This window comes from Thalassolituus sp. ST750PaO-4, from assembly GCF_020320405.1.
In the GTDB taxonomy this organism is placed as follows: domain Bacteria; phylum Pseudomonadota; class Gammaproteobacteria; order Pseudomonadales; family Oceanobacteraceae; genus Venatoribacter; species Venatoribacter alkanivorans.
The window spans coordinates 442,392-466,886 of the sequence record NZ_JABVCB010000005.1 but is presented as its reverse complement, the minus strand read 5'-3'; the positions used below and the strand labels follow the sequence as shown (position 1 = coordinate 466,886).

The following is a 24,495-nucleotide window of genomic DNA, read 5'->3' as shown; positions in this document are numbered from 1 at the left end:
ACATGAATGATTCCCGGCCTTTTACTGATAACGGACAACTGAACGAACTGCGTCAGCAGATGCTCAGCTTCGCCCGGCTGCAACTCAGTGACGAACAACAAGCCGAAGATGTGGTACAGGAAGCACTGGCCGGAGCACTGAAAAATGCCGCGGCCTTTAACCGCGCTGCCAGCCTTAAGACCTGGATGTTTGCCATTCTGAAGAACAAAATTGCAGACGCCCTGCGCGGCCGTTACCGCCAACCGCAGATGACAGATATCGATGACTGTAAGGATTGCAGTCTGGCCGACGACCAATTGTTTAATGAGCGTGGTCACTGGCACAAAGACGATCGCCCGCAACGCTGGGACGCCCCGGAGCAACTGGTACACGACGAACATTTCTGGCGCGTGTTTGACCGTTGCCTGGATGCCTTACCGGCAGAACAGGCACGGGTATTTATGATGCGGGAATTTATCGAACTGGACAGCCAGGAAATCTGTGCGGCTCTGGAACTGACGACCAGTAACCTGCATGTACTGCTGTACCGCGCGCGGCTGCGGCTGCGCGAATGTCTGGAAGATCACTGGTTCGGGGCGGGAGAAAACACATGATGAATTGTCAGCAGGCCACACGCCTGATGTCTGAAGCTCAGGAGCGCCCGCTCAGTCTTAAAGAGCAGGCCGAACTGAAAGTTCACACCCTTATCTGCTCTGGCTGCCGCCGTTTTGGTGAACAGATGCATCTGCTGCGACGATTCACCAAAGCATCCCATCCACAGGATAAAGACGACAGCAATCAATAGCGCCTGTACGCTTCAGACCAGAGCCCGCCACCTAATTCAGACACCTTATGGGATATTCGCAATCCGGTAGCGCGTCGGCCCGCCTTCAGGGAAGCGGTTAAAACGCTTATAGGTCCACTGGTATTGTGCCGGACAGTGCGAAACACACTCTTCGATACTGCGGTTCATTGACGTAGCCGACACACGCACATCGTCAGCGTACAGATCGTCATCGGCACGGATAAAATAAATATCAAAACCTTCGGCATTGGGCAGGCGCTTGGCAAAACCGTAAATGGCTATGGCACCGGTTTTTTTCAGCATGTCATGCGGTAATTTCGGCGTCAGGGTTTCTATGCCCATAAAAGGCGCAAACACGCCGCTTTTCTTTTGTGGCTCCTGATCCGGCAGAAAGCCGATCATTCCACCGTCATTGAGCACATCAAATAACCCTTTTACACCGGCCCGGGTGGTCGGCACCAGCTTACAACCCACCGCTTCACGGCGGGCAACCATCCAGTTATTGAATACCGGTATTTTGGCCGGACGATACATGATGGTGATCGGGCATTTAGTGGAGATGTAGTTGTTGATGATTTCCCAGTTGCCCAGATGCGGCGCCAGCAGAATCAGGCCACGGGGATCAGCGATCGCTTCATCAAGCACATCTTCGCCGATAACATTGCGGATCAGACCCGCCGCCCGCTCGGGAGCGTAGCCCCACATCGGCCCCATTTCAGCGAGAATCATGCCGTTTTCTGCCAGTGTTTCAGCCAGCAGATCTTCGCGCTCTGCTTCGCTCAGGTGTGGATAACAGAGGGACAGATTGAGACGGGCCACTTCACGGGCGCGGGTGCGGCGTTGCAATAACAGCCAGCCCAGACCACGACCAACTTTTTGTGCCAGAGAGAGAGAAGTAAGGGACAGCAGCTTAATCAGCCCTATCGCCAGATAACCAATGATCGATTTCACAATACGACTCCTGTGCGGGAGTCGCAGTGTACCGGTTACCACATATCATGCAACAGACCGGCACAGGATCAGAACTGTTCTTAAAGATTAATAATATGGCTTGCTGAGGCCCGGCCGCCACCGTGGAATCAGGGCACCCCGGCTTTGGCGTAAGGGCTCAGCGCATGTTCGGGCCGATGTTTAAAGCGCTTGTATTCCCACTGATACTGCTCAGGGCACAGCGCGATACAGCGCTCAATTGCAAGGTTCATGGCCGCTGCCGAGACTTCGGGATCATCCGCGTAAATACCTGAAGGGGGCTCAGAAATATGAATATCAAAACCCTGGGCATCGGGCAGCCGGACGACGCATACCATCAGGGCAATTGCGCCGGTTTTTCTCAGTAACTCCCCGGGTAATTTGGGCGTCAGTGCCGGCACTGACATAAAAGGCACAAACACGCCGCTGCGGCGTTTGGGTTCCTGATCGGGTAAAAAGCCCACGACCCCACCAGACTGCAATACCTCAAAAAGTCTTCTAACTCCGGCACCGGTAGTCGGAACCAGATTGCAACCCAGCATCTCCCGCCGCTTCACCATCCAGTCATTAAATACCTGATTCTTCAGCGGCCGGTACATAAAGGTTACCGGGCTCTGGCCCGAGATGAAGTTGTTCGTCAGCTCCCAATTTCCCTGGTGCGGAATCAGCAGCAACACACCCCGTTCATCCGCAAGCGCCCTGTCCAGCAGCTCACCACCGTGAACCTTGTTCAGCAGCTTCAGGCCCTCCTGCTGACTGTAACCCCAGAAAGGCCCCATCTCTGCCGCTGTCATACCGCTGTGCAGCAAAGCGTCACGCAACAGCCGATCACACTGCTCAGGTGCCATATCCGGATAACAAAGTCCGAGGTTTACCCGCGCCACCTCTCTGGCACGACTGCGGAAAGACCAGAGAAGCCAGCCTATGCCCCGCCCCAATTTTTGCGCCGTCTTTAACGGTGTCAGTCCTACTAACTTAATCAGTCCGATCAGTATGTAGCCTAAAAGAGATTTCAACATGCAACTCCTCTGCAGAGCCTGAAGTGTACCTGCAGCCTGTCTCATGCAACAGGCACAACTGAGACGACGCAGAGACAACAAACATAAGCCCGGCAACAGCATCCATCAGTTGCTCTGCTAGACTCAGAACACCACGTAGATGACCGCGAATATGATTAATCTTGAACTCGCCCTCAAAGAAAAACGCATCCTTGTCGTTGATGATCTGGTAGAAGCCCGCAGCGCACTGAAAAAGATGATCACCATCCTTGGTGCCACGCAGATAGATACGGCTACCGATGGCCGCGAAGCCATGGACTTTATCATGGAGCGTGAATACGACATCGTGCTGTCCGATTACAACCTCGGCAAAGGCAAAGACGGTCAGCAGATTCTGGAAGAGGCGCGTTACTGCAACCGCCTGCGCGCCACCGCCCTGTTTATTCTGGTTACCGGTGAGAACGCCGTCGAAATGGTGATGGGGGCACTCGAATACGAACCCGATAACTACATCACCAAGCCCTTTACCCTGAACATGCTGCGAGAACGCCTGACCCGCATCCTGACCACCAAACTGGAATTAGCGGAAGTTGATAGCGCCATTGATCAGGGCGATACCGACCGAGCGATAGAACTGGCGGCAGCCGTACTGGAAAACAATCCGAAACTGATGATTCCGGTTACCCGTATCCTCGGCAAACTTTATATCCGCCAGAAGCGTTACAACGACGCCATCAAAATTTATTCAGAACTGCTGAACAAGCGCTCGGTATCCTGGGCCCGTCTTGGTCAGGCTATCTGTATGCACTTTCTCGGCGACTCACGCAGTGCACTGGCCCTGCTCAAGCAGACATTAATTGTTCATCCGATGTATGTGCAGTGTTACGACTGGACTGCCACCATTCTGCGCAGTCTGGGCGATGCCAAAGGCGCGCAGAAGCAGCTGGAAAAAGCGGTGGAAATATCCCCCAAAGCCGTACTGCGGCAGATGGAGCTGGGACAACTGGCATACAATAATGGCGATTTCCCGGTCGCCGAAGCCGCCTTCGAACAGGCCATCAAACTTGGCCGCCATTCCTGCTACAAAAATTCCGGCAACTATCTGAAATTTGCCCGCACCGTGCACCACGAATTAAAAGCCGGCGAGCAGAGCCGCGAGCAACGCACCCGCGTCGAAAAAGCTTTTAAAGCCATTGATGAGCTGCGTCAGGACTACGCCGGTCAGGACAGCATAATGTTTGAAACCAGCATCGTTGAAGGCAAGACTCATACGTCCCTTAATGATGAAGATAAAGCCCGTGCATCGGCCCAGCGTGCTGAAGAAATTCTGCAGCGCATGAAAGACCCCAGCCACGAGCAGCAGCTGCAGATGACGGAAGCCTATATCGACACAGGACAACATGTAAAAGCCAAAAAATTAATGCGCACACTGGAAAAACAGGGACTGGCCGCCGCCGAACTGGCCCAGCTGCAATCGCTGGAAGAAAACCTGAATCAGATGGTCATCCGTGACCATACCGCCGCCCTGAATGCCCGTGGTGTGGGCCACTACGAAAAAGGTGAATTTGCCGACGCCATCACCGCCTTTGACGAGGCCGCCTCTTATGATGAGGCCGGTGTCAGCGTACTGCTGAATGCTATTCAGGCGAAAATCAGCCTGATCGAAAATACCCAGATCGACATCGGCCAGTTAAAAGATTGCTACCGCTACTTTCAACGTATTGGCAAAATTGGCAATAACGATGAACGTTATGAACGATACGAGCGTCTGAAGGGCACATTTATGCGCCTGAAGCGGGCCGCAGGTCTTTAGGACACGGGAAGTTTCCATGAAATTTGAACATCTGGTCGGCGCCGTAGTGCACGACCTGAAAAATCAGCTGCAGGCACTGCTCGACTACGAACAGGAAGCACTGGCACGCATTCCCAAACGTTATCACACACACCTTGAACCCATTTTGCAGCGCACCAACCGGCTGAAAAACGACACTATGCAAATGGTGACTCTGTTCCGCCTCGAACAGAAATCACACTTTCCGATGGACGATGCCTGGCCACGCGACACCGCCGCCGATGCGATTGAAGCCACCAGCCTGCAATATCCGGGTATCCGTTTCTCCAACGACATCAGTGAAGACTGTCAGGGCTTCTACAACGAAACCCTGATTCATCTGGCGCTTATCACCTTAATCACCAACAGCGCTCAGGCCGGTGCTACGCAAATCCGCCTGACCGCCGATGACAGCAATGGCCTCTCTGTCTGCGTTGAAGATAACGGCCACGGTTTCGACGAAGCCGTGCTCGCCGGTGAAAAAGACACCACCAAAAACGAAGGTTCTGGTCTGGGCCTGTTCTTTGTTGAGCTGATTGCCGGCCATCACAAACAGGGCGAGGAGCGCGGCAGTGTGCACATCGCCAACCGTAAGGAAGGCGGTGCATCAGTCAGCGTTCACTTACCCTGAGCGGCCTTCTGCCGGGGTACTGAGTTCATCGTAGCCGGCGGTTTCCCAGGGCAGATGGCCAGGGGTGATGTGCAGGAAATTGAGATAATTCTCAAACTGATCAAGCAGATCACGGATAACCTCCTGCTGATCACAGCCATACAGGTCATAGCCCTGACTGCCGCGGCGCAGATACACCTCAGCACGGGCAAACTGCTCACCATCTGCCGGCGCTTTGTACGCCGGTAAAGGCTGTAATGTGCGGCGGATATCGTAGATAAAGTCCACTTCGTCACCACCTTGCACCTGCAACCAGACTCTGGCCTGCGCGGCATCGTGCCCAACCTGCGCCCGCCAGCCGTGCTGAACCAGCTCTTTGCAAACCTGCTCCAGCGCAGGTACTGCGGTGGTGGCAATAAAGCCATCAACGCGTGTGGCATCCGGAAAATCCACCAGACCTGCCAGACGCCGGCGCCACTGTCCCTGCTGCTGATGCGGGCGGGTCGACGCGGCTGAGTTCAGACTCGAAGCCCGGTGCCCTTCAATCACCAGCGCCCGCCACAATCCGGCAACCGCCACCAACATAATGGCCGCAAACGGCAGAGCACTGGCGATGGTCATGGTTTGCAACGCACTCAGGCCACCGGCCAGCAACAGAACAGCCGCGATGGTGCCTTCCAGAAAAGCCCAGAAGATGCGCTGCCACAGAGGAGTTTCCAGCGCCCCACCGGAGGCAAGAGAATCAACCACCAGTGAGCCGGAGTCCGATGAGGTAACAAAGAAGGTAATGATCAGGCACACCGTAAGCAGCGATAAAAACGACGACCAGGGCAGCTGATCGTAGAGCTGAAACAGCGCCACCGCATGATCGGCCTGCACATCGGCAATCAGGGTATTGAGGCCTTCATTCATAATCAGATAGAGCGCGGTATCGCCGAACACCGAAAACCACAGGAAGGTAAACAGGGTCGGCACCGCCAGTACGCCAAAAACAAACTGACGGATGGTGCGGCCACGGCTGATTTTGGCAATAAACAAACCAACGAACGGCGCCCAGGCGATGGTCCAGCCGAAAATAAACAGCGTCCAGTTACCGATCCAGTCACTGCGCGAATAAGCCTGCAGATTAAAGGTACGCGCCACCAGACCGCTGAGATAATCGCCGGTGTTCTGCAGGAAGGTTTCCAGAATGTGGATACTCGGGCCAATAAAAAACACCACCACCAGCAGGAAGATGGCCAGCGCCATATTCAGCATCGACAGGTTTTTAATGCCTTTATCCATCCCCGCCACCACCGAGGCTGTCGCCGCCAGCGTGATAGTGAAGATCGCAATCACCTGCACCGTGGTACTGACCGGTATCGCCGGCCAGAGGTAATGTATACCGGCATTAATCTGCGCCACCGACAAGCCAAGCGTGGTTGCCAGACCAAACAAAGTACCGAGAATGGCAAACACATCCACCGCATGCCCCAGCGGCCCGTAAATGCGCTCGCCAATTAACGGATACAGCGCCGAGCGGATCGACAACGGCAGCCCATGACGGTAAGCAAAATAGGCCAGCACCAGCCCGACCAGACCGTAGATCCCCCAGATATGAACGCCCCAGTGGAAATACGCAATCTGCATCGCCTGGCGCGCCGCCGGAATGGTTTCCGCCGCACCCGCCGGCGGTTGTGAATAATGCAGTACAGGTTCAGCCACACCGAAAAACAACAGGGCAATGCCGTAGCCTGCCGAAAACAGCATCGCAAACCAGGCCGGAAAGCTGTATTCGGGTTCGGCATGGTCAGGCCCGAGGCGGATATTGCCCCAGCCCGACATCGCCACCCCGACGATAAACAGCAGAAAAATGGCCACCGCCAGCATATAAAACCAGCCAAAGGTGCTGGTGATCCAGCTCAGTGCACTGCTGAATACCTCACCGGCAAGCGCCGGATTGGCGATAGTCCCGATGATCAGCAGCGCTGCGATAAGTACCGTAGGAATAAATACCGGCAGCAGCACAGTCGACTGAACGGCCTTATGTTCGGCCAGCGGCGATGTTGATTGCTTGCGGACAGAGTCCGTTGAAGTGGTCATAAAGCCTCCGTGTTATGCCAGAGCGCTCAGGCTCTTTGCCCGCCAGCGCACGTAATTCGCGCCGGGCAACTCCGGAAATCCACCCTGCCGGTGGCAGGACAATGCTTTTTAACCCTGACAAACCCCTCAACTGATTACAACCCCTGCAGGGTTCGGCCGGCACGCTGCCCCTGTTCTCAGGGCGCATCGCTGCTATAATCCGGCGTCTTTTTATTTTGCGAACAGCATTCAGGGCCTGATTCACTTAGTCTGAACAAGCTCTGGCCTTGCCAACACAGGAATTCCACCGTGAGTCAGAGTCGCCACAACGTCAAAACCTTTCAGGGCCTGATTGCCGCCCTGCAGGAATACTGGTCCGAACAGGGCTGTGTGATTAACCAACCTCTGGATATGGAAGTGGGCGCCGGTACCTTTCACACCGCGACCTTCCTGCGCGCCATCGGCCCGGAAAACTGGAGCTCTGCTTACGTGCAGCCAAGCCGCCGTCCGACCGACGGCCGTTACGGCGAAAACCCTAACCGCCTGCAGCACTACTACCAGTTTCAGGTAGTGATGAAGCCAAACCCGGTGGATATTCAGGAAAAATACCTCGAATCCCTGAAAGCCATGGGCATAGACACCCTGGTGCACGATATCCGCTTCGTCGAAGACAACTGGGAATCGCCAACCCTGGGCGCCTGGGGTCTGGGCTGGGAAGTGTGGCTGAACGGTATGGAAGTGACTCAGTTCACCTACTTCCAGCAGGTCGGCGGCCTTGAGTGTTTCCCGGTGACCGGTGAAATCACCTACGGTCTGGAGCGTATTGCCATGTACCTGCAGGAAGTAGACTCCGTTTACGACCTGGTGTGGACCTACGGTCCGGATGGCAAAGCCGTGACCTATGGCGACGTATTCCACCAGAATGAAGTGGAACAGTCGGCTTACAACTTTGAACACGCCGATGTCGATTTCCTGTTCATCGCCTTTGACCAGTACGAAAAAACCTGTGCGCGCCTGATCGAAGCCGGTCTGCCACTGCCTGCTTACGAGCAGGTACTGAAAGCCTCCCACACCTTTAACCTGCTGGATGCCCGTGGCGCTATCTCGGTCACCGAGCGTCAGGGTTACATCCTGCGCGTACGTACCCTGGCCCGTTCCGTGGCTCAGGCGTACTTCAACAGCCGCGCCGAAAAAGGCTTCCCGCTGGCGGACGAAGCCAACCGCGCCGACGTGCTCGCACGCTATCTGGCCGATAAAGAAAAAGCCGCTGCCCAGGAGAAGAAGTAATGAGTAAGCAAGATTTTCTGGTTGAACTGGGTACCGAAGAGCTGCCACCGAAGGCGCTGAAAAACCTGTCTGCCGCATTCACCTCCGGCATCGAACAAGGCCTGAAAGACGCCGCTCTGAATTTTGGTGCCGTTGTCTCTTTCGCCGCACCACGCCGTCTGGCGGTGCGCATCGAAGCACTCGAAGCCCAGCAGGCAGACCAGGAAGAAATCCTCTACGGCCCGCCAGCCAATATCGCCTTTGACGCCGAGGGTAAGCCAACCAAAGCCGCCGAAGGCTTTGCTGCCCGTGCCGGTGCAACCGCAGCCGATCTGCAGACCGGTGAGAATGGCAAGCTGATGATTCAGCGCACGATTAAGGGCAAAAACACCGTTGAGCTGCTGCCGGCCATCGTGCAGAACAGCCTCGACAAGCTGCCGATTCCCAAGCGTATGCGCTGGGGCGCTTCGCGCGTTGAATTCGTACGTCCGGTGCAGTGGCTGGTGATGCTGTTCGGCTCTGACGTGGTTGACGGCGAAGTGCTGGGCCTGAAGGCTGGCAACACGTCCCGTGGTCACCGCTTCCACGCGCCGGGTGAAATCACCATCGCTAATCCGGCGGAATATCAGGACAAACTGCGTGCCGCTTATGTGATGGCCGACTTTGCTGAGCGCGCTGCGCTGATCAACGAACAGGTTGCCGCCAAAGGCAAAGAGCTGGGTGGCGAAGCAGTTATCGACGCCGACCTGCTCGACGAAGTGACCGCGCTGAACGAATGGCCGGTGGCACTGGCCGGTTCGTTTGACGAAGACTTCCTGCGCGTACCGCCGGAAGCGCTGGTGTCCTCGATGAAAGAACACCAGAAATATTTCCACGTGATGAAAGACGGCAAGCTGATGCCAAACTTCATCACCATCGCCAACATCGAATCGAAAGATCCGGCGCAGGTGATTTCCGGTAACGAAAAAGTGATCCGTCCGCGTCTGTCGGATGCGGCCTTCTTCTGGGACACCGACCGTAAGCAGAAACTGGAAAGCCGTTTCGCCAAACTGGAGAACGTGGTGTGGGTGAATGGCCTGGGTTCCATCGCCGATAAAGCCCGCCGTATCGGTAAGCTGGCCAGCCGTATCGCCGCAGTAACCGGTGCCGACAGTGCTCTGGTGGAGCGTGCCGCGCAGCTGTGCAAAAACGATCTGGTTTCCAGCATGGTGTACGAATTCACCGACCTGCAGGGTCTGGCCGGTAAATACTACGCCGAGCACGATGGCGAACACGCCGATGTTGCCGCCGCCATGGTTGAGCAATATATGCCGGCCTTCGCCGGTGACGCACTGCCGGCCAGCCAAACCGGTACGCTGATTGCGCTGGCTGATCGTCTCGACAGCCTGGTGGGTCTGTTTGGTATCGGCCAGATTCCGACCGGTTCCAAAGATCCGTTCGCCCTGCGTCGTGCCTCGCTGGGTGTGTTGCGTCTGCTGGTTGAAAAAGAAATCAATATCGATCTGAGCGACCTGATCGACTGGGCCATTGGCTCGGATTGGGCAACCGCACCTAAAGCCGAAACCAAAGCCACTCTGACCGAATACCTGCTTGATCGCTTCAGCGCCTGGTATGCCGACGAAGGTATTCCGGCCGGCGTATTCCAGTCAGTCCGTGCGCTGGGTATCACCAACGCGCTGGATATTAACCGCCGCGTACAGGCCGTTCACGCGTTCAATAAACTGGACGCTGCCGAAGCACTGGCTGCTGCCAACAAGCGTGTGTCGAATATTCTGGCGAAAAATGGTGGCGACAAAGTGGAAGCCAGAGTGGACTCTGCCCTGCTCGCCCAGGCCGAAGAAAAAACACTGACCGAACAGGTTGCTGCCAAACAGCAGGCCGTTGAACCATTAATGGCACAGGGCGATTACAGTGCCGCACTGACCGAACTTGCCGGTCTGCGCGTAGCGGTTGATGCCTTCTTCGACAACGTGATGGTAATGGCCGACGACGAAGCTGTGAAAAACAACCGCCTCGCACTGCTGAAGCAACTGCAGGGATTGTTTATCGGTATCGCCGATATTTCATTGCTGCAGGGATAATTAATTATTAATTGACCTGCGTAAGCACATAAAAAGGCAGCCTGAGTTAGGCTGCCTTTCCTCATTTACTACCCTTCTATTTCAAAGGATGAAATATGTTAAAGCACACAGGAGTGTTTCTGGCAGCTGTTGTACTCACGGCCTGTAGCAGTGATAGCTCAGATAATGAAAATAAATCAGCAACGCTGACACTGGATGTAAGCCAGCAGAGTTATGCTGCTTTACGCTTAAATAATGGTAACTGGCAGCAGCTGACGGGCAAACAAGAGATTAACGTCGGCGATATCAGCCAGGCAGTTACTCTGGTTACTATTTGCCAGACAAGCGATAGCAACACCATTTATGTTACTGAAGTAGCGGCTTCAAAGCTCACGGATCGGATAGAATTCCTCGCCTGCTCGGCAGATGGTGAAAACGGTTATGTTTCTATCGCGAATGTATCTCCTGCGATAAACATAAAAAGCGTGCTTTTAACAGATATCGCCTCCCTTACTTACCGGCCAGATCTGCCAGAGCCACTTCAAGGAGCCACCCTGAATAACAGTACTGATCCACGTACATTGCTGGCGGTGGGCTATCGCGGTGACGACCAGAAAGTTTTTATGTTCAAGCAGGATCAACTGAACCTGACGAATGGTGATGAACTGATTATCGACTTTACCGACCCAAGTCATAGCGTTGAAAGCAGCTATTCTGCGAAGCCTGAAAAGGCCGGATTTCATTATTATCGCATGTATTTATTATCCGATATGGGTTGGCCGTTAGAGATGGCAATTGATGACGATCATGTCACCGAAATTCCTGCAGCCCTACGCACCCCTGGAGACTATTATCAGGAGACATGGCAGTTTGGCAGTAGCTCACTCTATGTTCAGCGTAATGATGAAGCCAATGGCATTAATGAATTATCTTCCGTGCCAGAAGAACCTGCGTTAAATGCCGTGAGTTTTGCCCAAGACGGAATTTCGGCAACACTAACTTATCCGGACTGGTCCGATATCCCGCTGCCACTTAGTACTCTGGGCGTAACATTTAGCATCAGCAAGAGTGATACAACGAAGCAGACCAATGTCTATTACACATTAGACCCGGCCCTAACGAACACCCGGACTATCCGTTTTGAATTACTTGATCTGAATGCACTGCCGGGAATGACGCTGGATATTCCACCGGTAAAAAAAGAGGACCTCTCCGGCTGGTCGGGATTTTTTTATAACAGCGAGAGCGAGCGGCTTCTGGTGCTGAACAGCGCTGTAACCGAAGTAGCCCAATAACAAAAGCCCGGCTCAATCAGCCGGGCTTTTTATTTTCATTCACTGAAATTAATTCAGCTTAATTTTCCTTCACTCCACGGCGCAGTTCTTTAAAGTTAATACGCTCCAGCGCTGGATCATCACTGTTTTCCTGCCACTGCATCCATTGGGTTAATGAAATAGACAGCTGCAAAGAATAATCGAGCGAAATCCAGCTCTTACGGCCGCTGGCATAATCCGGTACACCATTGCCCATCACGTTAACCGGCCCATTATCGGTTTCAACGGTCATATTAAAGGGCGCCGCTGCCGGGACATTGGCAAAATAAATACTGTCGATATTGGCAAAGCTGACACCATTATTCACCGTTGCTTTGCTGCCACTGCGATCGACACCGACTAACGGATTTTCAGAGTCAGGGGTTACGCATTCTTTGGTGATACCTGAAAACTGTGACAGCAGCGGCGGCGTATCAAAATTGCTGTCCGGTACCGAAGCCGTGCCATGGCAGGACATGCACGAGCTGTTGGCATTATCGGCCGGGCCATTCAGGCGATAATTACAACCTAAATGTCCCATATGCTGCATCGGGTTGGCGCCGCCGTATTTATTCAGTTCGTTCACGGTATCCCAGAAAATAACTTCTTCCATAAAACCGTTCTTTTTCACATCCAGCGGATAGTTGTGCGCAAGCTTGCCATCCGGTGGTGTGTCGTTGCCCCACATCACACCCAGCAGACTGATACGCAGCCACGGATCGGCTTCTTTGGCTTTGCGCTGACCATCGGCAACAAAGGTACCGAATACCCACTGCGTACCCGGCGCACGGCTGTCTTTTACCGCAAAATCAAACTGCAGCAGGCGCACGTCGTTCCACTCTGTCGTGCTGCGCGGACACTGCTGGCTTTCTTCAATCAGCGTGCACTCATTGCCCTTCGCAGGTGTGCATTTACAGAATGACGGATCGGAGATATTGGCATTCCAGGCGGGCTGATTCGCCAGCACCGGCAGCTGTTCCGGAGTGGAGGTATTAAACAGCGGCTTACCAACAACGGCGCCCTCATCAAAGCTCACATCTTTAGCCGGAATTTTCGCCGTGCCGTCTGCCTGCCAAACCGTTCCCAGAGTGTAAGCGGCCGTTGCATTAAAGAAGCCTACCGCCCACATGGTAGTGTTGATCGCACCCTGAGGTGTAGAGAATGTGACCGGTGCTTCGCGGGTCAGACCGTGGGTAAACTCACGCCCGCTCATGGCATCGTAAGTCTGGAAAGGAATGCTGTACCACGGACGCACGTTGTTGTTACACACATCCCAGTCTTCGACTCCGGGACGGTTAACGTTGCCGTCCTGAATGTACTTCATCACCAGCCAGCTGTAGTCATATGCCAGCTGTTTTTTCTGCGCTGCCGGAGTGTCTGTTCTGAACAGGGCATCAAAACGTGCATCACGCCACGGCTGTGCCGCACGGTCATCAACCGGCTGACGCGGATACTTGTCGGATATGCGGAACACCGGGCCCTGCCAGTCAGCAGGCGGCACGTTGCTGATTTCCTGACCTTTCCACATATTGCTGAATTTAGCTGCCGGGTCCTGCCAGTAGCTGGGATAAGTGCCGCTGCAGGTGCCGCTGGTGACGCTGCTGGATGTGGTCTCAGGAGCTTGTGCCGCAACCATATCATTTTGTGCTTTTTCACCGCAGGCGCTGAGCAACAATCCGAAACTAAGCAGTGAGGTTCCGGCGATGCGCCGGCAAAGAGAACTTTCCATAGTGATATTCCTTTTGCTGAGAAGTCAGTTTTTGCTGAGGGATCAGGCCAACCGAGCGTATCATTTGTGATTAACGGCAGGCATCATTGCCCGCCAGACTCAGGCAGAGGTATCAGCCCAGATGCATGACTTGGCACTGACTGACATATTTTTTAATTCATCGCTGCACCTGGTTAAGCCCGTGGACGGTTATCCCGCCCGCACCCCTCCGGCACAAACCGGCTTTACAGAAGAGACTGCCCAATGAAACTCATCATTCTTGATCGCGACGGCGTACTGAACGAAGACTCCGACGACTTTGTAAAGTCCGTCGACGAATGGCTACCAATTACTGGCAGTGCTGAAGCGGTTGGCCGTTTGTGCAACGCCGGTTACACCATCGCCGTTGCGACCAATCAAAGTGGCCTGGCACGGGGGCATTTCAGCCTTGCCGACCTGGAAGCGATGCACGCCAAAATGAACGCGCTGGCCGCAGAACATAATGGCCGGTTTGCCCATATTGCCTTCTGTCCGCATGGCCCGGATGACCATTGTGATTGCCGCAAACCCTTGCCCGGCCTGATTCATCAGATTGAAAAAGCGTTAGACACATCGGCCGAAGGTTGCTGGATGGTTGGCGACTCTATCCGCGATTTAGAAGCCGGTGTTGCCGCCGGTTGTCGTCCGGCATTGGTACGTACCGGTAAAGGTGAGAAAAGCATCGCCAGACTCGCCGACTCCGGACTAAGCCAGGCGCAGGTATTTGATAACCTCGCCGCTTTTGCCGATTTTGTATTGGCAAACCCGTAATAAAAAGCCGGCAAATGCCGGCTTTTTACTTACACCTGTCTCAACGTGCCAGCCAATAATTCGCCAGTACACTGTCCGGGTCGGAGAGCAGTAATTCAACAAGTCCTGTTACATTGGTGACCACGGGTACACCCAATATAAATGTCCTCTGCTCAAAATTACCGAAATTGATATCAGATAAAGACGTAGTGCCAACAGGGAATGCATCACCGTCACTATCCGAAAAGACCATAACCAGAGCTAAAGCCTGTGATTCAACAGTGCCCAGAGCCACAGCACCAGTGGCGATTTCATGAATTCCGCTATAGGCCTCTGCCATGCTGTACCAAAGAGCAAGCGTATTACCTGAACGATAAGCAGCAATTTGAGTATTACAGCCAGAAATATTCAGACGTTGCTGGCCATCAACATTGATTGTCAGAGAAGCGCCATGATCCGTTACAAATACCGGACTCAGACTGCCTTCCTCAGGAATAACCAGATTCGTATCCCCTACACGATACTCAAAACTGAAATCTGTAACCCCTGCCATCGCGGCCTGGTAGGCCAAATATGCAGGCTGTTCTGTATCATGCCGGTTTGCGCTGCTCAGCTCTGTTATCGCAGTATCACCGGCACCGGTAAAATACTGCGTGGCAATATCGGGCATGCAGATGGCAACATCCAGATTACCCGTTACCGGATTTACGAGCAGGTTAACGGCTGTGGTGTCATTGGCGTTCACCTGAGCTGAGCCTGTGCCAGTGGCTATCAGGGTCGTACCATCAAAAACCTTAACCTCAATGCTGTAGCTGCCCAATGGCAAAGCCGTAAAACTGATACTCGCGGCCTGATCTGCGATATCAGCCGATGATGAGCGCTCCAGCAAATCATTAAACACCCGTACCTCTGCACGGGTAGCACTGACCCCGGCATTCAGGGCTTTGCTCACATCCAGACGGAAAGACACATCTTTCGTGGCCAGCTGCGGATTTTCCGGTGCGGGGTTGGTGGAGTCAGAGGTTTGCTGAGAAGTATTTTCTGCACCACCACAGGCGGTCAGTGTGGCAATGGCGCAGGCAAGCACCAGAGACTTAAACGGGGAAGAATGCATACGACGTCCTTTGTTGCCGTGTTTTTATTGTTATTACGAGCACTGTTAGTAAACAGGTTCCGGCAGATTAACAATACAACACGGTCGTACCAAACAGTAATCTGACCCCGTTAATGAGAAAGTCTGAGTCCGCGCAACAGAGCAGAGCTAAATTACAGCCGGGAAAAAGTCCGAGGAATTCAGGTAACAAGAGATCCCCGGCTAAAGTGGTATAAATAACGCCCACTATAATAAGCGCAGAGCACGGTATCTCTATGGCAGCACATCCCGACGTAACTGGCACGGATGCCAGCGTAACGCCCTATCGCCTGTGGTTGGCACAGCTGCGCAGCATCATTTTTTACGGCTGGCTGGCACTGCTGACCCTGGCCTGGTTTATTCCCAGTTTTGTCATTGGCATCTTCCTGCCGCTGAAGGCGCGTAACTATTTCATCATGGTGTTTTACTGCCACATTGTGGTCTGGTCGGCACGGCTGATCTGCGGGGTTAAATGGCAGGTGGAAGGACGGGAAAATATTCCCACCGATGGTCGCGGCTATGTGCTGCTGAGCAAACACCAAAGCACCTGGGAAACGTTTTTTATCCCAACCCTGATCGCTCCTCATGTACAGGTGGTCAAACGCGAGCTGCTCTATCTGCCGTTTTTTGGCTGGGCGCTGAAGATGATTCATCCGATATTTATCGACCGTACTCATAAAACCAATGCGCTGAAGCAGGTACTGAACCAGGGGGCCGACCGTCTGAACAGCGGCATTCATGTATTGGTTTTCCCCGAAGGCACAAGGGTGTCGCCAGGTAAGCGCAAAGCCTTTTCCAAAGGCGGTGCCATGCTCGCCACCAAGAGCCAGGCACCCGTTATTGCCATTGCCCACAACTCCGGCGAACACTGGCCAAATGACAACTGGGTAAAACGCCCGGGCACCATTAACGTAGTGATCAGCCCGGTGATGGAAACGACCGATCTCAGCACTGCGCAACTGAGCGAACTGAGTGAAAGCTGGATTAACAACCGGGTGGATGAAATTTCAGCCCGGCCGTTTGACGGTGAAATGGTCGATGCCGACAGCAGTGGTAAACGTTTCTGAGCAATAAAAGGCAGACTGGCTGTAAGTGCCCGCCGTAGTAAACACTCACAATCAGCCTGCCATTTACCTTCTCATCAGCAGCTTACAGCACCATCGCGGCAATCCATCCAGCGGCCAGTAATGGCAGATTAAAATGCAGAAAGGTCGGCACCACGGTGTCACGCATATGATGGTGCTGGCCATCGGCATTCAGACCCGCGGTCGGCCCTAAAGTAGAATCCGACGCCGGTGAACCCGCATCGCCCAACGCACCGGCGGTACCGACCAGCGCCACAATCGCCAGCGGGCTGAAGCCCATCTGCAGACATAACGGCACATAGATCGCGGCAATAATCGGAATAGTCGAGAACGACGAGCCGATACCCATCGTCAGCAACAGCCCGACAACCAGCAGCAACAGTGCCGCCAGCGCCTTATTATGATCCAACCAGGCCGCCGAACCATTCACCAGTTCAGCAATATGGCCGGTACGCTCCAGCACCTCCGAGAAGCCCGAAGCGGCGATCATAATAAAGCCGATAGAGGCCATCATCTTGATGCCATCAACCAGCACGCCTTCGGACTCATTCCAGCGCACCACCCCGGTAACGGAAAACAGCATAAAACCCGCCATCGCCCCCAGTACCATCGAATCGGTATACAGCTGCACCACAAAGGCCAGCACAATGGCCACTGCTGCAACCATCAGCGCCTTCGGCTCGTAACGGCGTTCGGTATGCTCGGCAATCGCAATGCGGGTGAGGTTATATTCACGCGGCTTGCGGTAGGTAAACAGCGCCGCAATGATCAGGCCGGTCAGCATGCCCAGCGCCGGAATCACCATCGCCTGTACCACCGACACCCCTTCCACATTCAGGCCGGCCTCAGCCACACGTCCGAGCAGAATCTCATTCAGATAGATATTGCCGAAGCCCACCGGCAGGAACATATAAGGCGTTACCAGACCAAAGGTCAGCACACAGGCCACCAGACGGCGGTCGAGACGTAAGCGGGCAATTACTAACAGCAGCGGCGGGATCAGAATCGGGATAAAGGCGATATGGATCGGAATCAGGTTCTGCGACGACACCGCGACCAGCAGCAGCAGACCGAGCAAGCCGTTCTTCAGCCAGCGTGACTCGCGACCACCGGTTTCGGCACCCAGCTTACGCAGTATGGCATCGGCCAGTAAATGCGGCAGACCCGACAGCGAAATCGCCACCGCAAAACCGCCCAGCAAGGCGTAGCTGAGCGCAATACCCGCGCCACCGCCGATACCGGCATTAAAGGCCTCCAGCGTAGTCTTCAGATCCAGGCCGCCAACCCAGCCACCAACAAAGGCCGCAACAATCATCGCCAGCATTACGTGCATACGCGCCAGACTGAGCACCAGCATCAGTACCACCGCAATCACCACCGCATTCATGGTTTTTCCTCATTCAGGCCCGGTATAAAACTGACCGGGCAGTCAGATACACAAAGAAGCCGCGCAAAGTACCACAAAGTGGCCGGTTGAGGATGACCGAGCGCAGGAATGGCAGGCTGGCGCTGCGTCTTTTTCAGGTTTCTTTCAACAGTGGAATCTGAAGTGAGCCGAATAAGGTCTGGTATTCGGCTCATATTTCTGACTATTATGAGCCGAATATGATTATTAATCGGCTCAGATGCTGTAACTGAGTTCCTGCCATCAACAAGCTTCTTCCCGGAGACAAGCATGCAATGGATCTGGCAATCCTCTGCCTGGCCAGAGTTCAGCTGGAAAGACGAGCCGCTGCAACCTCTGCTGCGGGCCGTACAACAGAAAAGCGGCATACTGCAGGGCAAGGCCAGTCTGAGCTCACCGGCCGAGCAATCCCTGCAGGCTTTGCTCGCCAATATCGTTGCCTCCTCCGCAATTGAAGACGAGAAGCTGAACGCCCAGTCAGTCCGATCCTCCCTCGCCCGCCATCTGGGCATCAGCGAAGAACAACCCTACCCGGTCTCTGAACGCTCGGAAGGACTGGCCGAGATCATGATGGATGCCCTGCAAAACCATCAGCAAGTGCTGACGGTGGAGCGTTTGTATCAATGGCATCGTTGGTTGTTTCCACAGAGTGAGACGGGCTTTCTGAATAAAATCCGGGTTGGCCAGCTGCGAGGGCCGGAGCCTATGCAGGTGGTATCCGGCCGCCTGGACCGCCCGACCGTACATTACGAAGCACCGCCAAGAACCGGACTGGAACAGGCTGTACAGCAGTTTATCGATTGGTTTAACCGCACCGCAGCCAACCCTGGCAGCGACCCTCTGCTGCGCGCAGCGGTTACCCATCTGTGGTTTGTGACCCTGCACCCCTTTGATGATGGCAACGGCCGCCTGACCCGCGCCCTCACCGATATGGCGCTGGCTCAGGCCGACAGCCAGAGTGTGCGCCTGTATGCCATGTCGGTTGCCATTCTGGCCGACCGCAAAGGCTACTACGCCGCGCTTAACCAAACGCAGCAGCTTGCTTCTTCAGAAAGCGCAGCAGATAACGGAGAAAAGGAAAACGACACGGCGCAGACGCTGGATATCACCCCCTGGCTGCGCTGGTTCCTGCAGACACTCGAGGCCGCCATCGACAGCGCCACCCGGACGATCGACCGTACCATAGAGAAAACCCGCTTCTGGCAGCAGCACCGCGATACCCCACTGAGTAAAGAACAAATCAGGGTACTGAACCGCCTGCTCGATGGCGGAGAGAAAGGCTTTGAAGACGGAATAAGCGCAAGCCAGTATCAGAAGGTAGCCAAAGTCAGTAAGGCCACCGCTACCCGCCATCTGGCCGATTTACTGGAAAAAGGCTGTATTGAAAAGCTGCCGGGCGGCGGGCGGAGTACGAGGTATAGGATCGCGGGATAATACTGATCAAGATGCCAGAATGAAAAAGCCCCGGCTGTCTGCACAGCCGGGGCTTTTTATTTAACGCTGATGCTAACGCGCTTTATGGCAAACCCGGATCAGAAATCCAGGTTCGCTACGTTCAGCGCGTTGGCTTCGATAAAGGCGCGGCGCGGTTCTACGTCGTCGCCCATCAGGGTGGTGAACATCTTGTCGGCGCCAATGGCGTCTTCGATGGTCACGCGCAGCATGCGGCGGGTGTTCGGGTCCATGGTGGTTTCCCACAGCTGTTCCGGGTTCATCTCGCCCAGACCTTTATAGCGCTGGATATTGAAGCCTTTTTTCGCTTCGGCCAGCAGCCATTGCACAGAATCCCAGAAGTCTTCGATCAGATGCACGCGTTCGCCACGCTGGATGTAAGCGCCTTCTTCCAGGGTGTCGCTCAGCTTCTGGCTCATAGTGGCCAGTTTGTTGTAACCGGAACCGGCGAAGAAGTCGTGATCGAGACGGAATTCTTTCGGAATACCGTGGGTGATTACTTTGATCACGATCTTATGGCTGTTGCGCTCGCTGTCGGCGGCCACTTCAACAATAAAGTGGCTGCCACTGCGGCCGGCGTCCGGCAGACGGTCGCTGAGCTGCTGAGCCCAGGCTTCGGCACTGGCTTTATCGGCCAGATCGGCGCTGTTCATACGCGGCAGGGTTACCATCTGGTGCAGCACTTCGTGCGGTACCAGGTTGGACATACGGGTGATGGTTTCCTGCGCCGCACGGTAATCGGCAACCAGCTGGGCAAAGGCTTCATCGGAAATAGCCGGAGCCTCAGCAGACGGGTGCAGAGCGGCTTTTTCCAGCGCGATATGGGTCAGGTAGCTTTCCATCGCTTCTTCGTCTTTGATGTACTGCTCCTGCTTACCACGCTTGATTTTGTACAGTGGTGGCTGGGCAATAAAGACGTGGCCGCGCTCGATGATTTCCGGCATCTGACGGAAGAAGAAGGTCAACAGCAGCGTACGGATGTGCGCACCGTCGACGTCGGCATCGGTCATGATGATGATGCTGTGATAACGCAGTTTGTCCGGGTTGAACTCTTCACGGCCGATACCACAGCCCAGTGCGGTGATCAGGGTGCCGACTTCGGCAGAAGACAGCATCTTGTCAAAGCGGGCTTTCTCGACGTTCAGAATCTTACCTTTCAGCGGCAGAATAGCCTGGGTGCGGCGGTCACGGCCCTGCTTCGCAGAACCACCCGCCGAGTCCCCTTCCACCAGGTACACTTCGGACAGTGCCGGGTCTTTTTCCTGACAGTCAGCCAGTTTGCCAGGCAAACCGGCGATATCCAGAGCGCCTTTGCGACGGGTCATTTCACGCGCTTTACGCGCCGCTTCACGGGCACGGGCTGCATCGATCATCTTGCCGACCAGGTCTTTGGCCTGCTGTGGGTATTCAAGCAGGTAATCGGCAAACAGACGGCCCATTTCCTGTTCTACCGCAGGCTTCACTTCGCTCGATACCAGCTTATCTTTGGTCTGGGAGCTGAACTTAGGGTCCGGCACTTTAACCGAAATAATGGCGGTTAAGCCTTCACGGGCGTCATCACCGGTGGTGGAAACCTTGGCTTTTTTCGCCAGGCCTTCTTTTTCGATGTAGTTATTCAGGGTCCGGGTCAGCGCAGCACGGAAACCGGCAAGGTGAGTACCACCATCGCGCTGTGGAATATTGTTGGTGTAGCAGTAGATGTTTTCCTGGAAGCTGTCGTTCCACTGCATCGCTACTTCAACGGCAATGCCGTCATCGCGCTGGATATTGAAGTGAAAAACGTCATTCAGTGCGGTTTTGCCTTCATTCAGGAAGGTTACGAATGAGCCCAGACCGCCTTCAAAAGCGAAGGTATCTTCACGGTCGCTGCGCTCGTCTTTCAGATGAATACGCACACCGGAGTTCAGGAACGACAGTTCACGCAGACGCTTGGCCAGGTAGTCGTAGCTGAATTCAGTCTTGTTGGTAAAGGTCTTCAGCGATGGCAGGAAGCGTACGGTGGTGCCCTTGCCTTCGGTGGTGCCGACTTCTTTCAGTGGGTAATCCGGCACACCGTGGCTGTATTCCTGTTCGTAGACTTTGCCGCCACGACGGATGATCAGCTTCAGTTTTTCTGACAGCGCGTTTACAACGGAAACACCCACACCGTGCAGACCACCGGAAACCTTATAGGAGTTGTCATCGAACTTACCGCCAGCGTGCAGTACGGTGAGGATAACCTCCGCCGCTGATACGCCTTCTTCCGGGTGCAGTTCGGTTGGAATACCACGACCGTTATCCGATACGGATACGGAGTTGTCGGTATGGATAATCACATCGACCTGGTCGCAATGGCCGGCCAGGGCTTCGTCAATGGAGTTATCCACCACCTCGAACACCATGTGATGCAAACCGGTACCGTCATCGGTATCGCCAATGTACATGCCCGGCCGTTTGCGCACGGCATCCAGCCCTTTCAGGACTTTAATACTCGACGAGTCGTAAGTCTGCTCACTCATTCGGTGGTTCCTCTTGATGAATTCGGTGCACTGCCGCTGTTATGCGTTGTCGGGCAATGCGAAATAAGCTGTTTTGTATCAGTCCGCAGGCCTGTCTTGCTGTGATGCTGCATTTTCAACTTCTGCTGCAACATCCTGAACAGCACCCTGTTCCACGTGGAACAACTTGCTGGCTACGGGCTGCCAGATATCGGTCAGCTTGTCCTTATCGATACTGGTAATAAAGACCTGACATTTTAAGTCTTCCAGCAGCTTACATAAAGCGAAACGGTGCTTTTCATCCAGCTCTGATGCGAGATCATCGACCAGATAAATGGTGCGTCTTCCACTCTCTTGCTGGAACAGTGCGCCCTGGGCAATCTTCAATGCGGCGACTACGGTTTTCTGCTGGCCACGGCTTAATATTTCGGCGGCTGGCTGCTTGTCGACCTTTATGCGCAGCTCTGCACGGTGAGGGCCTGACTGGGTATAGCCCAGCACCATATCACGCTCCTGCTGCTTATCCAGCACGTCCTGCAGCTCGGAATCTTTATCCCAGCCCGGATAGTAGGCCAGGCTGACATCCACGCTGTCGTCCAGCGCTTTGAGGATGCGCATAAACTCGGGTTTAAACCGTTTCAGATAGGCGCGACGGTGCTGATCAATCACCAGCGCACTTTCGACAAAGCCTTTGTTCCACACCGGCAACCATTCCGCTTCTTTTTGCTTAAGCACCGAGTTGCGTTGCTTAAGTTGCTTGCGGAAGGTTTTCCACTGCTCCATAAAACTGTGTTCCACGTGGAACACACCCCAGTCGATAAACTGGCGTCGTTCTTCCGGCGAACCAGATAGAAGTTTGAATGTGGTTGGATCAATCACCTGAACCGGCAACCAATGGGCGGCTTCTGCCTGAGACGTCAGCACCGAGTCATTCAGCTTCAGTAGATGATCACCGCCTTTCAGACGCAGGCTGTCGAGCTGACACTGACCAAGGCTCTCGTCGTCGATATCCATCTGGATTTCAATACGATCCGCATTGTGTGCCAGTACGTGTTTAAGCTGTGAGGTACGGAAAGACTTACCCGCCGCCATCAGCACGATGGCTTCGAGAATGCTCGTTTTGCCCGAGCCGTTATCGCCGTAGATGAAATTCACTCCGGACTGGAGTGTAAGATCCAGCGGCTGCAGATTTCGCACGCCGCTGATTTTAAGCTGCCGGATTGGCATAAGAACTTCTCATTAAGAGATAGCTGCAGGGAAGCGTTGTCGAGGCAGCCAACACAAGGCAAAAACAGGCGAAGAAGCGCAGTTTATAAGTCATAAATATTCGCTTCGCTCACCCTTTGGGCCAAACTAACGTTTGTTCTGGCACGGCCAGTGAGCCTCTGAACCTGTTTTTAACACGGTGATGGCAACGCAGATAGCTTTCCCTTTTCTAGAGGCGCATCGGCATAACAACATACATCGCGTCGCCGCCTTCCGGTTCTTCCAGCAAGGCACTGCTGTTGGCATCAGACAAGGTCATTTTTACCTGCTGGGTGTCGAGCACGCTCATAACATCCTGCAGATAAGAAACGTTGAAGCCCATTTCCAGAGCATCACCTTTGTATTCCACAGCCACAGATTCTTCTGCTTCTTCCTGCTCAGGGTTATTGGCAAACACTTTGAGCAGATCAGTGTCCAGCACCAGACGTACACCACGGTACTTCTCGTTGGACAGAATCGCGGTACGGTTAAATACCTGACGCAGTTCAGTACGGTCGGCCAGCATTACATTGCTGCCATTTTTCGGGATTACACGGCTGTAATCCGGGAATTTACCGTCCACCAGTTTGGAAGTGAAGGTGAAGTTTTCAGTACGCGCACGCAGGTGGTTGGTGCTCAGCGACAGCGTAACGGACGACTCAGGGTCGGTCAGCAGCTTGGCCATCTCCAGCACACCTTTGCGCGGCAGAATGATCTGCTGGGCAGTATCCGGGCCGTTCATCGCCACATGGCAGGTCGCCAGGCGGTGACCATCGGTAGAAACGGTACGCAGACCGGTGGCGCTCACTTCAAACAGCATACCGTTGAGGTAGTAGCGGACGTCCTGCTGGGCCATGGCGAAGCTGGTACGGTCGATCACACGACGCAGGCTGCCCTGCTCCAGGGTGAACGTCTTTTCGCCGGCAATGTTATCCACATTGGGGAATTCGGTGGCAGGCAGCGTCGACAGAGTAAAGCGGGAACGGCCGGAGCGGACATTAACGCGCTGCTCGTCCTGTTCGATTTCAATCTGTGCACCGTCCGGTAACGAACGGCAGATATCCATCAGCTTTTTCGCCGGAACCGTGATCTCACCTTCCTGACCAACCTCATCAAGGGTGACGCGGCCAACCAGTTCGACTTCCAGATCGGTGCCTGTCAGTGACAACTGCTGACCCTGAACCTCCAGCAGTACGTTTGACAGTACTGGCAGAGTCTGGCGTTTTTCTACTACGCCGGCCACCAATTGCAGAGGACGAAGCAAGGCTTCCCTAGAGATAACGAATTTCATGGTTCTCCACTCAGGTCCT

General features: G+C 54.4%; 19 protein-coding genes. 10 read left to right on the top strand and 9 right to left on the bottom strand.

Going from position 1 to position 24,495, the window contains the following annotated elements; all coding sequences use genetic code 11:
* The first annotated feature begins 2 nt into the window (after positions 1 to 2).
* Both HUF18_RS04575 and HUF18_RS04570 read left to right on the top strand, forming a co-directional pair.
* On the top strand, positions 3 to 593 hold the full coding sequence (locus tag HUF18_RS04575) for a sigma-70 family RNA polymerase sigma factor (protein WP_225691294.1): 591 nt from the start codon (positions 3 to 5) through the stop codon (positions 591 to 593).
* On the top strand, positions 590 to 784 hold the full coding sequence (locus HUF18_RS04570) for a zf-HC2 domain-containing protein (RefSeq protein WP_225691293.1): 195 nt from the start codon (positions 590 to 592) through the stop codon (positions 782 to 784). The genes HUF18_RS04575 and HUF18_RS04570 overlap by 4 nt, the downstream gene beginning before the upstream one ends.
* Positions 785 to 829: 45 nt before the next feature.
* On the opposite strand, the gene HUF18_RS04565 is transcribed toward HUF18_RS04570, so the two are convergent.
* Positions 830 to 1,735 carry a lysophospholipid acyltransferase family protein gene (locus HUF18_RS04565; RefSeq protein ID WP_186435815.1) on the bottom strand — a complete coding sequence of 302 codons (906 nt, stop codon included), beginning with the start codon at positions 1,733 to 1,735 and terminating at the stop codon, positions 830 to 832.
* Positions 1,736 to 1,863: 128 nt separating this feature from the next.
* Positions 1,864 to 2,772 carry a lysophospholipid acyltransferase family protein gene (locus tag HUF18_RS04560; protein ID WP_225691292.1) on the bottom strand — a complete coding sequence of 303 codons (909 nt, stop codon included), beginning with the start codon at positions 2,770 to 2,772 and terminating at the stop codon, positions 1,864 to 1,866.
* A gap of 151 nt (positions 2,773 to 2,923) precedes the next feature.
* On the opposite strand from HUF18_RS04560, the gene HUF18_RS04555 reads away from it, so the two are divergent.
* Positions 2,924 to 4,564 carry a tetratricopeptide repeat-containing response regulator gene (locus HUF18_RS04555; protein ID WP_225691291.1) on the top strand — a complete coding sequence of 547 codons (1,641 nt, stop codon included), beginning with the start codon at positions 2,924 to 2,926 and terminating at the stop codon, positions 4,562 to 4,564.
* A 16-nt stretch (positions 4,565 to 4,580) separates the two neighbouring features.
* The gene (locus HUF18_RS04550; protein ID WP_145467303.1) at positions 4,581 to 5,213 is read left to right on the top strand and encodes a sensor histidine kinase; all 633 of its coding nucleotides are present in this window, start codon (positions 4,581 to 4,583) and stop codon (positions 5,211 to 5,213) included.
* On the opposite strand, the gene HUF18_RS04545 is transcribed toward HUF18_RS04550, so the two are convergent.
* Positions 5,205 to 7,274: a BCCT family transporter gene (locus tag HUF18_RS04545; protein WP_225691290.1), complete on the bottom strand. Its 2,070-nt coding sequence runs from the start codon at positions 7,272 to 7,274 to the stop codon at positions 5,205 to 5,207. The two genes, HUF18_RS04550 and HUF18_RS04545, sit on opposite strands and share 9 nt — an antisense overlap.
* A gap of 288 nt (positions 7,275 to 7,562) precedes the next feature.
* Between HUF18_RS04545 and glyQ the strand changes: the two genes are divergently transcribed.
* The 3 genes from glyQ (at position 7,563) to HUF18_RS04530 (ending at position 11,874) form a co-directional block, all read left to right on the top strand.
* Complete coding sequence (gene glyQ / locus HUF18_RS04540; RefSeq protein WP_225691289.1) at positions 7,563 to 8,540, top strand: glycine--tRNA ligase subunit alpha; 978 nt, start codon at positions 7,563 to 7,565, stop codon at positions 8,538 to 8,540.
* Complete coding sequence (gene glyS / locus HUF18_RS04535; RefSeq protein WP_225691288.1) at positions 8,540 to 10,600, top strand: glycine--tRNA ligase subunit beta; 2,061 nt, start codon at positions 8,540 to 8,542, stop codon at positions 10,598 to 10,600. Before glyQ ends, glyS begins: the two co-directional genes overlap by 1 nt.
* Before the next feature lie 95 nt (positions 10,601 to 10,695).
* Positions 10,696 to 11,874 carry a hypothetical protein gene (locus HUF18_RS04530; protein WP_225691287.1) on the top strand — a complete coding sequence of 393 codons (1,179 nt, stop codon included), beginning with the start codon at positions 10,696 to 10,698 and terminating at the stop codon, positions 11,872 to 11,874.
* 58 nt (positions 11,875 to 11,932) lie between these two features.
* Here HUF18_RS04530 and HUF18_RS04525 read toward each other — a convergent pair whose 3' ends face one another.
* A complete protein-coding gene (locus HUF18_RS04525; RefSeq protein ID WP_225691286.1) occupies positions 11,933 to 13,621 on the bottom strand; it encodes a hypothetical protein in 1,689 nt (562 codons plus the stop codon).
* Between the two features lie 243 nt (positions 13,622 to 13,864).
* On the opposite strand from HUF18_RS04525, the gene gmhB reads away from it, so the two are divergent.
* Complete coding sequence (gene gmhB, locus HUF18_RS04520; RefSeq protein ID WP_225691285.1) at positions 13,865 to 14,410, top strand: D-glycero-beta-D-manno-heptose 1,7-bisphosphate 7-phosphatase; 546 nt, start codon at positions 13,865 to 13,867, stop codon at positions 14,408 to 14,410.
* Between the two features lie 40 nt (positions 14,411 to 14,450).
* Here gmhB and HUF18_RS04515 read toward each other — a convergent pair whose 3' ends face one another.
* Positions 14,451 to 15,503, bottom strand: a complete 1,053-nt coding sequence (locus HUF18_RS04515; protein WP_145467317.1) for a hypothetical protein — start codon at positions 15,501 to 15,503, stop codon at positions 14,451 to 14,453.
* 254 nt (positions 15,504 to 15,757) lie between these two features.
* On the opposite strand from HUF18_RS04515, the gene HUF18_RS04510 reads away from it, so the two are divergent.
* Positions 15,758 to 16,588 carry a lysophospholipid acyltransferase family protein gene (locus HUF18_RS04510; RefSeq protein WP_145467319.1) on the top strand — a complete coding sequence of 277 codons (831 nt, stop codon included), beginning with the start codon at positions 15,758 to 15,760 and terminating at the stop codon, positions 16,586 to 16,588.
* An 82-nt stretch (positions 16,589 to 16,670) separates the two neighbouring features.
* Here HUF18_RS04510 and HUF18_RS04505 read toward each other — a convergent pair whose 3' ends face one another.
* A complete protein-coding gene (locus HUF18_RS04505) occupies positions 16,671 to 17,993 on the bottom strand; it encodes a Na+/H+ antiporter family protein (protein ID WP_225691284.1) in 1,323 nt (440 codons plus the stop codon).
* Positions 17,994 to 18,281: 288 nt separating this feature from the next.
* On the opposite strand from HUF18_RS04505, the gene HUF18_RS04500 reads away from it, so the two are divergent.
* Complete coding sequence (locus HUF18_RS04500; protein ID WP_225691283.1) at positions 18,282 to 19,445, top strand: Fic family protein; 1,164 nt, start codon at positions 18,282 to 18,284, stop codon at positions 19,443 to 19,445.
* Positions 19,446 to 19,543: 98 nt separating this feature from the next.
* Here HUF18_RS04500 and gyrB read toward each other — a convergent pair whose 3' ends face one another.
* The 3 genes from gyrB to dnaN form a co-directional block, all read right to left on the bottom strand.
* Positions 19,544 to 21,961 (bottom strand): DNA topoisomerase (ATP-hydrolyzing) subunit B, encoded by a 2,418-nt coding sequence (gene gyrB / locus HUF18_RS04495; protein WP_145467327.1) that lies wholly within the window; start codon positions 21,959 to 21,961, stop codon positions 19,544 to 19,546.
* Positions 21,962 to 22,039: 78 nt separating this feature from the next.
* The gene (recF, locus tag HUF18_RS04490) at positions 22,040 to 23,167 is read right to left on the bottom strand and encodes a DNA replication/repair protein RecF (RefSeq protein WP_225691282.1); all 1,128 of its coding nucleotides are present in this window, start codon (positions 23,165 to 23,167) and stop codon (positions 22,040 to 22,042) included.
* A gap of 208 nt (positions 23,168 to 23,375) precedes the next feature.
* Entirely contained in the window at positions 23,376 to 24,476 is a 1,101-nt protein-coding gene (dnaN, locus tag HUF18_RS04485; RefSeq protein ID WP_145467331.1) for a DNA polymerase III subunit beta, read from the bottom strand.
* Positions 24,477 to 24,495: the final 19 nt, after the last annotated feature.

Excerpts from the sequence above, each read along its gene's own strand:
- HUF18_RS04515 (WP_145467317.1), bottom strand. The coding sequence starts at position 15,503 with ATGCATTCTTCCCCGTTTAAGTCTCTGGTGCTTGCCTGCGCCATTGCC.
- HUF18_RS04545 (WP_225691290.1), bottom strand. The coding sequence starts at position 7,274 with ATGACCACTTCAACGGACTCTGTCCGCAAGCAATCAACATCGCCGCTG.
- HUF18_RS04555 (WP_225691291.1), top strand. The coding sequence starts at position 2,924 with ATGATTAATCTTGAACTCGCCCTCAAAGAAAAACGCATCCTTGTCGTT.
- dnaN (WP_145467331.1), bottom strand. The coding sequence starts at position 24,476 with ATGAAATTCGTTATCTCTAGGGAAGCCTTGCTTCGTCCTCTGCAATTG.
- gyrB (WP_145467327.1), bottom strand. The coding sequence starts at position 21,961 with ATGAGTGAGCAGACTTACGACTCGTCGAGTATTAAAGTCCTGAAAGGG.
- gmhB (WP_225691285.1), top strand. The coding sequence starts at position 13,865 with ATGAAACTCATCATTCTTGATCGCGACGGCGTACTGAACGAAGACTCC.
- HUF18_RS04500 (WP_225691283.1), top strand. The coding sequence starts at position 18,282 with ATGCAATGGATCTGGCAATCCTCTGCCTGGCCAGAGTTCAGCTGGAAA.
- HUF18_RS04570 (WP_225691293.1), top strand. The coding sequence starts at position 590 with ATGATGAATTGTCAGCAGGCCACACGCCTGATGTCTGAAGCTCAGGAG.
- HUF18_RS04575 (WP_225691294.1), top strand. The coding sequence starts at position 3 with ATGAATGATTCCCGGCCTTTTACTGATAACGGACAACTGAACGAACTG.
- HUF18_RS04560 (WP_225691292.1), bottom strand. The coding sequence starts at position 2,772 with ATGTTGAAATCTCTTTTAGGCTACATACTGATCGGACTGATTAAGTTA.
- HUF18_RS04530 (WP_225691287.1), top strand. The coding sequence starts at position 10,696 with ATGTTAAAGCACACAGGAGTGTTTCTGGCAGCTGTTGTACTCACGGCC.
- HUF18_RS04525 (WP_225691286.1), bottom strand. The coding sequence starts at position 13,621 with ATGGAAAGTTCTCTTTGCCGGCGCATCGCCGGAACCTCACTGCTTAGT.
- HUF18_RS04550 (WP_145467303.1), top strand. The coding sequence starts at position 4,581 with ATGAAATTTGAACATCTGGTCGGCGCCGTAGTGCACGACCTGAAAAAT.
- glyS (WP_225691288.1), top strand. The coding sequence starts at position 8,540 with ATGAGTAAGCAAGATTTTCTGGTTGAACTGGGTACCGAAGAGCTGCCA.
- recF (WP_225691282.1), bottom strand. The coding sequence starts at position 23,167 with ATGCCAATCCGGCAGCTTAAAATCAGCGGCGTGCGAAATCTGCAGCCG.
- HUF18_RS04510 (WP_145467319.1), top strand. The coding sequence starts at position 15,758 with ATGGCAGCACATCCCGACGTAACTGGCACGGATGCCAGCGTAACGCCC.
- HUF18_RS04505 (WP_225691284.1), bottom strand. The coding sequence starts at position 17,993 with ATGAATGCGGTGGTGATTGCGGTGGTACTGATGCTGGTGCTCAGTCTG.